9 protein-coding genes are annotated in these 12964 nt (G+C 36.9%); 6 read left to right on the top strand and 3 right to left on the bottom strand.

Translation table 11 applies throughout. The features are described from left to right. The first annotated feature begins 214 nt into the window (after positions 1–214). The 3 genes from B154_RS0123265 to B154_RS0123255 all read left to right on the top strand — a co-directional run bounded on the left by B154_RS0123265 (position 215) and on the right by B154_RS0123255 (position 4351). Positions 215–568: a YciI family protein gene (locus B154_RS0123265; protein WP_018616766.1), complete on the top strand. Its 354-nt coding sequence runs from the start codon at positions 215–217 to the stop codon at positions 566–568. Beyond that, positions 555–1847 carry an RNA polymerase sigma factor gene (locus B154_RS0123260; protein ID WP_018616765.1) on the top strand — a complete coding sequence of 431 codons (1293 nt, stop codon included), beginning with the start codon at positions 555–557 and terminating at the stop codon, positions 1845–1847. The genes B154_RS0123265 and B154_RS0123260 overlap by 14 nt, the downstream gene beginning before the upstream one ends. A gap of 98 nt (positions 1848–1945) precedes the next feature. Continuing rightward, a complete protein-coding gene (locus B154_RS0123255; protein ID WP_018616764.1) occupies positions 1946–4351 on the top strand; it encodes a TonB-dependent receptor in 2406 nt (801 codons plus the stop codon). A 370-nt stretch (positions 4352–4721) separates the two neighbouring features. On the opposite strand, the gene B154_RS0123250 is transcribed toward B154_RS0123255, so the two are convergent. The 3 genes from B154_RS0123250 to B154_RS0123240 form a co-directional block, all read right to left on the bottom strand. Further along, complete coding sequence (locus B154_RS0123250; RefSeq protein ID WP_018616763.1) at positions 4722–5234, bottom strand: hypothetical protein; 513 nt, start codon at positions 5232–5234, stop codon at positions 4722–4724. A 303-nt stretch (positions 5235–5537) separates the two neighbouring features. Continuing rightward, positions 5538–6383, bottom strand: coding sequence for a sugar phosphate isomerase/epimerase family protein (locus B154_RS0123245; RefSeq protein WP_018616762.1), 846 nt, complete (start codon positions 6381–6383; stop codon positions 5538–5540). Between the two features lie 157 nt (positions 6384–6540). Further along, entirely contained in the window at positions 6541–8091 is a 1551-nt protein-coding gene (locus B154_RS0123240; protein ID WP_018616761.1) for a TolB family protein, read from the bottom strand. A 525-nt stretch (positions 8092–8616) separates the two neighbouring features. Between B154_RS0123240 and B154_RS0123235 the strand changes: the two genes are divergently transcribed. From B154_RS0123235 to B154_RS0123225, 3 genes are all read left to right on the top strand, one after another. Then, positions 8617–10401 carry an L-lactate permease gene (locus tag B154_RS0123235; protein ID WP_018616760.1) on the top strand — a complete coding sequence of 595 codons (1785 nt, stop codon included), beginning with the start codon at positions 8617–8619 and terminating at the stop codon, positions 10399–10401. A 233-nt stretch (positions 10402–10634) separates the two neighbouring features. Further along, positions 10635–11594 (top strand): D-2-hydroxyacid dehydrogenase, encoded by a 960-nt coding sequence (locus tag B154_RS0123230; RefSeq protein WP_018616759.1) that lies wholly within the window; start codon positions 10635–10637, stop codon positions 11592–11594. Between the two features lie 116 nt (positions 11595–11710). Continuing rightward, positions 11711–12844, top strand: a complete 1134-nt coding sequence (locus B154_RS0123225) for a glycerate kinase (RefSeq protein WP_018616758.1) — start codon at positions 11711–11713, stop codon at positions 12842–12844. The last annotated feature ends 120 nt before the right edge of the window (positions 12845–12964 follow it).

Genomic DNA, 12964 nt, shown 5'->3' with positions numbered 1-12964 from the left:
TCTTACTGCAAATACCAACTTGTATGTGAACAAAATGTAACGGAAATAAAAATTTACTGTTAACATTAGCTATGCGCGAATCGATGAAACTAGCTGGCAGACCACAACTGATTATAAAAAGGGAAAAAATTATTTGCAGTAATGTCCAATTTCTGCCAGCTCATTTGTTATTTGGATATAACTTAATATTCGATAATAATTAAAATTTAAAAAAATGGAAGAATTCGTATTAATCATGAGGCATGAAGATGGTAAAAAAATCGCATCACCTGAACAAATGCAAATTTGGATGAAACAAACGATGGACTGGATAGGAGGAATTGCCGCTCAAAACAAATTTAGCAGCGGCACCGGTTTACTTTTTGAAGATGCCAGGGTGGTAAGACCAAACAACGTTGTTACGAATGGGCCTTTCGGCGAAATAAAAGAAACCATTGGCGGCTACATTATTGTAAAGGCAGACTCTATTGATGAAGCGGTTGAATTTGCAAAGGGTTGTCCAGTTTTACAGGGAGAAGGCAATAGCATGGAAGTCAGAAGAATTGCTAAAGGTGATGGCGTTCACTAAAGATTATAAGAGCCTCTGTACTTTTGCAGGGGCTTTTCGTATGGAAAAACAAGAATTAATACCACATTTATTCAGGACAGAATTTAGAAAAATAACAGCTGTCCTCTGTAAACTCTTCGGCATTCAGCATATTGAAATTGCAGAAGACCTCGCAAGTGAAACATTTTTGTCAGCTCTTGAAACATGGAGTTTTAAAGGAATTCCTGAAAATCCGGTAGCCTGGCTTTATTTGGTTGCAAAAAACAAAGCAAAAAATTATATCAGGCACAATCATCTTTTTACTGAAGAAATTGCCGAACAAATAAAATATTCATCATCTGATACTCGGGAAGTTGAAATTGATCTATCAGATAAAAATATTACAGACAGCCAGTTGCAAATGCTATTTGCCGTGTGTCATCCATCCATTTCTACCGAAGCGCAAATTGGCTTATCACTTCGTATTCTTTGTGGATTTGGTATTGATGAAATTGCAAATGCTTTTTTAACCAATAAAGAAACCATAAACAAACGACTTTTTAGAGCCAAAGAAAAATTAAGGCTTGAAAAAGTGCAAATTGAATTTCCCGGTGAAGCTGAAATTGATGAACGATTAGGAACAGTTTTGACAACTTTATATTTACTCTTCAACGAAGGCTATTATTCTGAAAGCCGGGACAAAGTATTGCGTGAAGATCTGTGCCTGGAGGCAATGCGATTAACACATCTGCTCATTGAGAATGAAAAGACGAACCAACCCATTGTAAATGCTTTGCTTTCTTTAATGTGTTTTCATTCTTCCAGGTTTAAAGCAAGAAAAAATGAAAGTGGTGAAATAATTTTATATGAGGACCAGGACGAAAGCCTTTGGGATCGTGAATTGATTTCAAAAGGAGTATACTTTCTTCACGAGGCATCGCAGGGAAATAGACTTTCAAAATATCATTTGGAGGCAAGTATCGCATATTGGCACACTATAAAAGCTGATACAAAAGAAAAGTGGGAAAATATTTTACAACTCTTCAATCAATTGTTGCAAATAGAGTATTCACCAATTGCAGCACTGAACAGGACTTACGCACTTTCAAAGGCAAATGGAAAAGTGGAAGCAATTATTGAAGCAGAGAAGCTTAACTTAGTGAATAATCAATTTTATTTTGCTTTGCTTGGCGAGCTTTATACAGATGTTGATAATAAAATAGCAAAACAAAATTTTCAAAAAGCTTTTTTACTGGCAAAGACGAATACAGATAAGCAGACAATGCAAAAGAAAAATGATAGTTTAAAGCCTTCCACTTAGTTCTGCAATTTTCTTTTCCCTTTTGCGTAATTACCTTTTACCGATTCTGTAAATCAAATAAACGGCAGCATAGTTCATTTGCACAAAAAATCAGGTAAATGAAATTTTCCACAGTTTTGTTCTTTTGTTTATGTTTTACAGTGTTTTCTGCAATAGCTCAATCCGGAACAATAAAAGGCTCTATAATTACCAGCGATGGAAAACCTGCCAGCCTAGTGAATGCTGAGATTAAAGAACTTCAAAAGCGATCAACTTCCAATGAAGATGGGGGTTACTCTTTTACTAACATTAAGAAAGGTAAGTATACAATAAGTGTTTCATTTGTTGGACTACATAAGCAGGAAAAAACAGTGGAAGTATTTGAAAATACAATTACTGAATTAGACTTTGTGCTGTCAGAAAATGCTACCCAACTGCAGGATGTTGTTGTTACTGCTGCAAAAAATCTAAATGAAAAACCAGTTGCAGCAGGAAAAATTGATATTAACCCTATGGATCTTCCTCAGAGCGTAACTGTAATTGGTAAAAATGTTTTGGAAAGACAGCAAACGTTGAGACTAAGCGAAGTTTTAATGAATACCAATGGCGTATATGTTATGAGCACGTCGGGGGGAAGCCAGGAAGAAATTGCCGGCCGTGGTTATGCCTACAATAGTAGCAATACCTTTAAAAATGGCGTAAGATTTAATAATGGAACAATGCCGGAAGTTTCGGCATTGGAAAAAGTTGAAGTATTAAAGGGCAGTACAGCTATTTTATTTGGAAATGTAGCAGCAGGTGGTGTATTAAATTTGGTAACTAAAAAACCTGCGTTTGATAAAGGTGGTGAAGTCTCTTTTCGTGCAGGAAGTTTTGGTTTTTATAAACCTTCAATAGATTTTTACGGACCTCTCGCTAACAGCAAGTCTATCGCTTATCGAATTAATACAACTTTTGAAAAAGCAAAAAGTTTTAGAGATGAAGTAAAATCAGAAAGATTTTATATTAATCCTTCGCTTTTAATAAAAGCAGGGAAAAATACCGATATATTATTAGAAGGAGATCATTTAAAAGATAACAGAACTTTAGATTACGGAACCGGTGCTATTAATTATGTGATAGCTGACATACCGCGTGCAAGATTTTTAGGTGCAAAATGGTCTTATTATAACACAAGTCAAACTACGGCTACTGCTACTATCACTCACCATATTACTGATAACTGGCAGCTTCGCAATATCACTTCCTACCAGTCGTTTAATAGCGATCTTTATGGCACAACGCGCCCCAACTCCGGTTTCCTCATTCCTTCCGATGGTACATGGGCGAGAGGGCTGCAAAAGACTAAAAACGAAGAAAACTATTATATCACACAGTTTGATCTTACAGGAAAATTTAAGACTAGGCAAATGAAACATCAGCTTCTGGCCGGCGCCGATGCAGATAAGTACCAGACAAATGCTATTGCTCATACCTACGCAAATGCTGCTATAAACAATAAAAATATTTACGACACCATAAATATTTTTGATCCTGCTAAGTTTGCACAACGTACTGACATTCCCGAATTAGCTCCAGTAACGCGTACTTATACTCCTATAAGCCGTGTGGGCATTTATGCACAAGACCTTCTCACTATAACAGGAAGATTAAAATTATTAGCAGGGGTTCGCTACACCTACCAGCAAACAACGGGGGGCTATATTGATTCTTTACAAAAAAACAAAAAGGTACAAACATCTCCTACAATAAACAAAGCCTTTACTCCTCGCTTTGGTATTGTTTATCAGCCTGCATCTTCTGTTTCCCTGTTTACCAGTTATGCTAATTCGTTTACACTCAATACCGGTACGGATATTTATTTACAGCCGCTTGCGCCATCTTATATAAATCAGTTTGAAGCCGGAATTAAAACTGAGTTATTTAAAAAAGCGGTTTCTGCAAACGTTACCGCTTACCAAATTGTGAACAGTAATCTAGCCCAAACAAGTCTTACCGATGCAAATGGGCAGCCAAATAATAATAATGCCAATATTAAAGAACTTGCCGGAGAAGTGACCAGCAAGGGTGTTGAAGTTGACATTATGAGCAACTTCTTACATGGAGTTTCGGTTATTACCGGCTATAGTTATAACGATACCCGTTATACAAAAAGTAACACTTACATAGTTGGGAGTAAATTGCGTTACAATCCGCAACATACAGCAAATGCAAGTGCTCACTATACTTTTAGCAAACCTGGAAAACTTAAGGGACTCAATATAGGTTTCATAGCGTATTACGTAGGTGAAAGGGTAGGGGGACGTTCTACACGGGTGCAAGTAACAGATGATGTTTACAAATTAATGGTTATTCCTGGTTATACCCAGTTTGATATTTCTATTGGTTACAGTTTCAACAAAATTTCTTTAAGAACCAAAGTTTCAAATTTATTAAATAACTTAAGCTATAATGTTCATGATGACAATAGCGTAAATCCCATTGCACCACGAATGATTTCGGCAAGTGTTGCTTATAAACTCTGATACTATTCGAATCCATATCAACATTGGCAGCCTTCTATATCTTATATGCAAGTTTTAATTGAATTCATTAATATTAATATTTTATCATTAAATAACTTGTTCCGTAACTGATTTTTAACCCGCTTTCTTCTGATTATAATTAGTGTTTTTAATGATTTGCCGCGGACAAATATTTTTTAAAAAATATTGAAAAAAGCTTGCAAATGATATTTAACTTTTCTACCTTAGTATCACAATTGGGATGAAGGTCTGAAAAGACCGGAGGCTCAAACGGAAGCATCGGGTTTGTAAGTAATACGATCTTAGGAAAGTATAAAAACAAATTTGATGCTTTTTTTATTGTCTAATTCCTAGGATAGGAATTGGACAATTATTCTTTCAATTGTCCAATTTTGTTGAGTGCTTCCGCTAATTCGCCTGGTTTGTTTGTACCGATCAGCAGTTTTTTATTATTACGAAATTCTAGTTGTAAACCTTTGTTTCCTGAGACATTAAATGCTTTTCCCTTTCCGAAAAGTCCAAGTCGTATACCCCAACCGCCGTATTCAGCAATTGGGTTATACTTTCTAACGAATGACCTGGATATGTTGTACCACGGATAGTGGCGAAATGATAAGTGAAAGGGGAAAAATCTTACATAAATTCCGGTTTTTTTTATTTGTGTCTCAAGACGCAGGTTGAATAGCCAAATTGTCAATAGTATAATTACTCCCGCGGTAAATAAAAGTTGCGTATTACCCATTGGTTTTTCACCAAATTGCTGTCCACCTATTACTTGTTTAAATACTGCAAATATGAATAAGCCGTTAACTCCTAATAAGGTAAGCCATACCCACCACTGCCTGAATTTTTGCCTTTCTGTGAATAAAACATCGTTTTCCATATTTGATGTTTTTTATTAAATATTTTGTTTAAGACACCACTACAGCTAACTAACTTTATTTATCATGAGTTAAAAAATGTCTTGATATTTTTAAGTTTCTGGGTTATACAAATAAGGGAAACTAAATGCCTTTCGTTTCGCCCGTAGTTGCATTTTTTTATAAAAGGCCTTAAATATATCCGCAGTCAGCTTATTTGTTTTCATATAATTCTTGTAAACGTTATTGATAATAAACACTAATAAATAGAGAATCTTAAAAGATAAGCAGAAATACCAGAACTATTAATGAATGATATCGCATAATCAGATAAATTTATTTTTTTTGAGGTAATCATAATTATACTTCAGCGCGTCCATTGGAGTGGTGGTGTACTCTTCCTGCTCAACAAAAAAGTGCTTCATTCCTGACTTTGATTCATTTTTAAACATTTCCGCTATGTTTACACCGCCTTTTCCAAATTCTGTACTTTGCTTTTTTACTAAATTCATGTCTTTAAGATGCCATAAAGGAAAACGGCCCGGATACTTGTTAAAATACTTAAGAGGATCATTGCCCGACGCTATAACCCATCCTAAATCAAGTTCCATTTTTACCAATTGAGGATCGGTTCTTTCCAGTAAGATATCGTATAAAACTTGGCCATCCACTTTTTCAAATTCCGATTCGTGGTTATGATGTCCAAATACAATGTTTACTTTTTTGCAATCTTCAGCAGCTTTTGTAAATTGATCAGCAGTACGTTGGTAATTTTCAATTGTTGCAGCATCGCTAGCCATACTTGAACAAATCAAATACGGTTGTCCTGCCTCTGCCGCTGCATCAACCGACCTTTGCCAGTCGTTGTCGATACGCACATGCCCGCTGATTAATCTCATACCCAGATCCTGTGTAATTTTCTTTATTTCTTTTGGTTGTAAACCATAATAATTTCCTTTTTCACTTTTTGCAGATTCTATTTCTTTATAACCCAGGCTGGCAAGTTGTTGTAAAGTACCGGCGGCATCTTCAAGCATTTCTTTTCTGACTGTATATAACTGTAAGCCGACTTGTCTTTTGGGTGACTTGGCAGCCTGTGAAAGTTGCGGAAGCATTATTGATCCCACAGCTAAAGTCCCTGATGCTTTTAAAAAATTTCGTCTTGTATTCATTGATATTAAGTTTTTTTAAAAATAGAATTATTAATAACAGGCTCTAAATTATTTCTATCAAGCGAACCGAGGAATTTGAGGATATAATTTAAAGCTATTTAAATAGATTATTGAAAATTTACGTTTTTGTTTTATTACCATCATGAGATGAAAATATTTATTTGTTTGAAGGTTCTGAGTTACTTACAAAAGCGATTGATTTACTATCAGGCGACCACGAGTTTACATTGATTGTTCCCTGCCCTCCATATAGGTAAGCTATTACCTTGGGTGCACCTCCGGCAACCGGCATTAATCGTAACATAACCTGTTTATAGGCCGGATGAGAGTCTGGATCAATGTCGAATGGAAAAGAAATGAAAATCATGTATTTCCCGTCGGGAGAAATATGAGGAAACCAATTGTGGTATTCATCAAAAGTAAGTTGCTCTTTGCCTGAGCCGTCTGGTTTCATACGCCATATTTGCATGGTACCCGATGCATTTGCATTGTAGTAAATAAATTTGCCATCCGGTGAATATTCCGGTCCGTCCACATGTCCACTCGTAGTTGAGGTAATGGCAGTTTCCTTACCTCCGTTTACGGGCACTTTATATAAATTATAAATTTTACTTCCATTTCTTTGGGCTACTATTGAGAGTTCTTTATTGTTAGGATTCCAACCATGTAAATAAGAAGGTGTATTTTCTGTAAGAAGTTTTGGAGTTCCCCCTGCAAGTGGAAGTACATATACAGTTGATCCTCCGCCCGCCATTCCCTTGCGCGAGCTACTAATGCCAAGCATCTTACCATCAAAAGAAATTACATGATCATTATTGATTCTGTTTATTGTGTCTGTATTTAACTTTTGAGGTGTTCCCCCTTCAATAGGAATTGTGTACAACGAACCACCTTCGTTAAATAGCAGCCTGGAACCATCCGGCATCCAGTTCGGAGCTTCAAACGTAGTCGGCGATTCACGTATTACTTTTCTTTTGCCGTCAAATATATTCATTGTTTCTAACCTGCAACCAAATACATATTGAGTTGCGGACGGTTTAACCAAAGGATTAGCATTATAATTATTTGCAACGGGCTTATCAATCCGCACATTCCAAACCCTGGCTTCTTCAACCTTATCTGAATCGTGTGATCCTATAAATATTCCTGCCAATACAGAATCTTTCATATACGGCATATCATGCGATCGAACTGTTTGCAGTGGCTCGCCGGGATTAGCTACTCTCATAGTCAATGTTTTACCATTACGCTCCAGTTGTATTATCTGAACCTTCTTTTTTGGAAAAAAAATCTCGTCTTCAGGGTCTCTCATATAAGCGCCGCGCATTTCCCGCCATTGCAGTACTGTAAGGCCATCTCCATGATAAACCGCATTCATGCTTGCAGCTGCTTCATCTGCAGACTCTCTCACCATCCAGCCGATTTTCCTATGACCATTACCGGCAGATCCTACAAATTCAAAATTGGCAGTCAATACAAAATCGCCGCTTAATTTTTTATATAAATATTGAAATTCGTCCCTGTTAAACCAAATATTAAAACCACCACCTTTTACTGTATACACCTGTGTGGCCGCATCATAAGTTGAAGTTCCAGACTTTTTAGGATTGCCAATATCGGCGTGGTTGTCAAAAATTCCTACAGTGTTTTGTTGGCAAAAACCAATTTGAACAAAAAGGGCAAAAAAGAATAATAACGATAATTTCATATTGTATATAATTTTAGTTTATAGCAGCCATCTCAAACAAAACTACGTTGTAAATCAAAATATTGGCCTTTTTGTATTACATCAATATCACACCAAAACTTAATTATTAGTTACATGGAAATGAGATTATTTCCTGATAGGATTAATTGTTACTGCTGCTGTTGTATATCCTGTAAAATGAAGATAATTTATTATGAAGCTTTTGCAAACTGAAAAAATAATGCGATCAATGTTGTATGCGTGTGAAAAGCAGGTATTTTATCAATATTATCCTTAATCAACTTTAACTTACTAATTATTGAGTTAATTTCATTTGATCGGTTCATTAGGCTGGTGCAACATATTTAGTTACTGTAGGAATTTTTTTTGCCTTCATTTAAATTCTCATAAATAATACAAGACGTTGTCGATGGATTTAGCTAAAATGTAGCGGTTTTTATCTGGGGAAATGAATTAAATTTTCTCCTGAAAATATTTTTTGGTATTTATGTAATAATAAAACGAAAGCTAACGGGGGCATACCATATGAAGTGGACACAAGTTATAGATCCATTTAATAATATTGCTTTATCTGCATTGGTGGCTGTGGTGCCTATACTTTTTATTTTTTGGGCGTTGATCATTAAAAAAATGAAGGGTTATAAAGCCAGCCTGATAGCAATTGCTATTGCAATGGGGATCGCTATTGTTGTTTATGGAATGCCCGTTAAGTTAGCCCTGCTCTCTACTGCAAACGGAGCACTGTATGGACTGTTTCCTATTTGTTGGATTGTTATAACAGCGGTTTTTTTATTTAATATAACAGTTGCAAGCGGGCAATTTGAAATTATTAAACATTTTATGGCATCCATTACTTCAGACAGAAGATTGCAGGCATTGTTGATTGCTTTTTCTTTTGGTTCCTTTTTAGAAGGTACCGCAGGTTTTGGAGCCCCGGTAGCCATAACGGCAGCAATGCTTGTTGGGCTTGGTTTTAATCCCTTATATGCCTCAGGAATATGTTTGATTGCCAATACAGCACCTGTAGCATTTGGAGCTATTGGTATTCCCATAACGGTTGCATCACAGGTTACCTCAATTCCTGAGATGGCTATTTCTCAAATGGTGGGTCGTACACTGCCAATATTATCGGTAATGCTTCCTTTTTACCTGGTAATATTAATCTCAGGTCATAAAAAGACAATTGAAGTATTACCCGCAATATTGGTTTCAGGAGTTTCTTTTGCACTCATTCAATGGTTTTCTTCCAACTACCTGGGGCCTGCTCTACCTGATGTAATTGCAGGTATAGGATCAATTATCGCTTTAATAGTCTTTTTAAAATTCTGGAAACCGGGAAGTATATGGCGTTTTCCCAATGAACCTGCTCCTACCATAAACCTGGATACCAAATATTCATCTGTTCAGATCTTTAGGGCATGGTCACCATTTGTATTATTAACAGTGATGATCATCGCGTGGGGATTGCAGCCCATTAAGGATGTCTTCAATGCAATTGGGCAAATACAATTTGAATTTCCGGGACTTCATAATGTAATCAGCGATAAGAGCGGAAAACCTATTGCCCATATTTTTAAGTTTAATTATTTATCTGCATCTGGTACGGCCATCTTACTTTCTGCTCTCATTTCCATACCCTTAATTGGTTTAAAGTGGGTTGACGGGATAAGAATATTCGTTAAAACATTAAAACAACTAAAGTATCCGATCATTACTATCGCATCTGTATTAGGTTTTGCATACCTGGTAAATGATTCGGGCATCACAATTACAATGGCAGAAGCACTGTCAAGCACTGGCTTCTTATTTCCTTTCTTTGCACCTGTTCTTGGCTGGCTTGGCGTGTTTATAACTGGTTCTGATACTTCAGCCAATGCGTTGTTTGGTAAATTGCAGGCCGCTACCGCAACATCTATTGGCGTTGATCCGGTGGTAACTGTTGCCGCGAACGTTTCCGGGGGTGTCGTAGGTAAAATGATCTCTCCACAATCTATTGCTGTAGCTGCCGCAGCAGGACATCTTGTTGGAAAAGAGTCAGAGCTTTTCCGGTTTACCGTAAAACATAGTTTCATTATGCTGATTTTTATCTGTTTTATAGTGCTCGCCCAGGCTTATATTTTTCAATGGTTGATTCCGCAGTATCAGAGTCTGGTAAATAACACAACTAACTCAACTCCTGATTTCTCTAAAGGGTACGTTTATTTGTTGTTATTAGCAGGTGTAATCGCTGTAATAGCTGCTATTATACTTATGGGAAAGAAAAATAAAATCAGCAATTCTAAAAAGGTTGAACCAAGTTTAGCAAAGTAAAATTCTAATTTGAATGAGCCATTTAATAAATGCATGAAGTGTGACTTTTGTGGCTCTACGGCGAGAACGAATTAAAGAAGAGTAGAATTATTTGGAGTGTTTGTAAATTGATTGGAAACTCAACCGGGGCATATTAATGAGAAGCAAAAGCCAACACTATAAAAAAGAATCTAAATTTATAAAAATAGGCAGCAGAAAGGTCAATCGAATAAAAATTACTAATAAAAGCCGATATGAAGATTGTAATACTGGATGGATATACTTTAAATCCCGGCGACCTAAGCTGGGATGAATTGAAAAAATTAGGAGAGGTGGTAATTTATGACCGAACATCCGACGATGATGTTGTAGAGCGTGCCCAGGGAGCAGAAATTGTCTTAACAAATAAAACGCCCCTGGGCGAACATGCTTTAAATCATCTTCCCTCATTAAAATATATAGGCGTTCTTGCTACAGGTTATAACATAATAAACACCGAAGTTGCCAAAGCAAAAGGCATTACCGTTTCCAATGTGCCTGGTTATGGAACTGCCTCTGTAGTTCAAATGACTTTCGCTTTGTTGTTAGAATTATGCCTGCATGTACAACGGCATAGCGACTCGGTAAGAGAGGGCAAATGGGCACGTTCAGCTGACTTTTGCTTTTGGGATTATCCATTGATTGAACTTGCAAATAAAACCATTGGTATAATAGGATTTGGATCAATCGGCCAGCAGGTTGCTAATGTAGCCACTGCTTTTGGAATGAAAATTATCGGGAACAGTCGCCACCGGACCGACCAATCTCACCGCCAGAATTTTAAATGGGCAGAAGTACCTGAATTGTTAGAGCAATCAGATGTAGTAAGCATTCATTGCCCTTTATCCCCCGCAACAAAAGGGTTAATAAATAAAGAAAGTTTAAAAACGATGAAAAAGTCTTCATTTCTTTTAAACACTTCAAGAGGACCAATTATAGTTGACGAAGATCTTGCAGATGCGCTAAATAATGAATTTATTGCCGGCGCAGGCATCGATGTTCTATCTGTTGAACCACCTTCAAAAGATAACCCCCTTTTCACTGCAAAAAATTGCATTATTACACCGCATATAGCGTGGGCGACAAAAGAAGCAAGAGCAAGGCTGATGGATATTGCGGCAAATAATCTTAGAGAGTTTATTGCTGGTAATGCTGTGAATGTAGTTAATAAATAATGGAAATTTTTTTTAATAAAAATGCGTTTCCTTAATTAAATACCTAACTCAATTGATCGAAGTTGACATGAGTGTTGAAATTAAAAATTGATAATCGAGGAATCAACACTTAAACCATGCATATACTGATTTCTCCAAATGCTTTTAAACATAGTCTTACTGCCGAAGAAGCCGCATCAGCAATCAGTGAAGGATTGATGCAAAGCAGACTTGATTGCACTTGTGAATGTTTTCCAATTGGTGATGGAGGAGATGGAACCGGTGAACTCATAATAAAGAAGTGCAAAGGACAGCTTGTGAATGCAGATGTGACAGACCCATTAGGAAGAAAAATAAATGCTTCGTTTGGTTTAATAGATGGGGGACGGACTGCAATTATAGAAATGGCCAATGCATCGGGTTTGCGATTGCTGGAACCAGGAGAATTAGATCCCCTACATGCATCTTCGTTCGGCACCGGTCAGCAGATTAAATTAGCACTGGATAAAGGTGCCAGGAAAATCATTATAGGAATGGGTGGTTCTGCTACCGTTGATGGTGCTACAGGAATGTTAAAAGCGCTTGGCATTCATTTCCTTAATGCAGAATGTAAAGAATTAGGTATGTTGCCTGCCGATCTTACCGACCTAGCATCCGTTGATCTTTCCACGCTCGATGAAAGAATAAACGACACTGAAGTGGTGGTTCTTTGCGATGTAGACAATATGTTGTTAGGAAAAAATGGCGCTGCAGCGGTATTTGGTCCTCAGAAAGGAGCATCAGTTGAAAATGTAAAAAAACTGGATTCTGCACTGGCAAAACTTGCAGAAGTTGCTTTACAGCAAACAGGTAAGGATATGTCAACGATAAAGAAGGGGGGTACTGCCGGGGGAGCCGCTGCAGGATTATACGCGTTTTTAAATGCAAAACTGGTAAATGGAATAGAATATTTTCTTCACTTAACAGATTTTGATAAGGCTTTAGAAAAAAGTGACCTCGTGATTACAGGAGAAGGAAGTGTTGATGAACAAACACTGCAGGGAAAGGGTCCATTTGGAGTAGCGCAGAGTGCGAAACAAAAAGGCCTTCCCGTTATAGGGCTTGCCGGCATGGTACCACTTGTTAGAAATGAAAATTTGAAAAAGTACTTCGACGTTTTACTCGCTATCGGTAATCAACCTTTTGACCTGCCTGCTGCATTAGCCTGCTCTGCTGCTAATTTGAAAAGGACATCCGCTGAATTAGGAGATTTATTAGCAATAGCTAAATAACAACCAATTGCTATAGTTTTTTACCCTAAAAATTCTCTGAAATGGTTTAAAACATTCTAAATGAAGTATATTCACTCTCTTTTTTTACAGACTATATTGATTGCCTCTAACTTAATTAGA

The sequence above is a fragment of the Segetibacter koreensis DSM 18137 genome (genome assembly GCF_000374045.1).
Classification (GTDB): domain Bacteria; phylum Bacteroidota; class Bacteroidia; order Chitinophagales; family Chitinophagaceae; genus Segetibacter; species Segetibacter koreensis.
Note: the sequence above shows the minus strand (reverse complement) of the source record. Positions and strands in the feature narration are given on the sequence as shown.

Coding starts and splice junctions, on each gene's coding strand:
- B154_RS0123265 (WP_018616766.1), top strand. CDS start 215: ATGGAAGAATTCGTATTAATCATGAGGCATGAAGATGGTAAAAAAATC.
- B154_RS0123260 (WP_018616765.1), top strand. CDS start 555: ATGGCGTTCACTAAAGATTATAAGAGCCTCTGTACTTTTGCAGGGGCT.
- B154_RS0123255 (WP_018616764.1), top strand. CDS start 1,946: ATGAAATTTTCCACAGTTTTGTTCTTTTGTTTATGTTTTACAGTGTTT.
- B154_RS0123250 (WP_018616763.1), bottom strand. CDS start 5,234: ATGGAAAACGATGTTTTATTCACAGAAAGGCAAAAATTCAGGCAGTGG.
- B154_RS0123245 (WP_018616762.1), bottom strand. CDS start 6,383: ATGAATACAAGACGAAATTTTTTAAAAGCATCAGGGACTTTAGCTGTG.
- B154_RS0123240 (WP_018616761.1), bottom strand. CDS start 8,091: ATGAAATTATCGTTATTATTCTTTTTTGCCCTTTTTGTTCAAATTGGT.
- B154_RS0123235 (WP_018616760.1), top strand. CDS start 8,617: ATGAAGTGGACACAAGTTATAGATCCATTTAATAATATTGCTTTATCT.
- B154_RS0123230 (WP_018616759.1), top strand. CDS start 10,635: ATGAAGATTGTAATACTGGATGGATATACTTTAAATCCCGGCGACCTA.
- B154_RS0123225 (WP_018616758.1), top strand. CDS start 11,711: ATGCATATACTGATTTCTCCAAATGCTTTTAAACATAGTCTTACTGCC.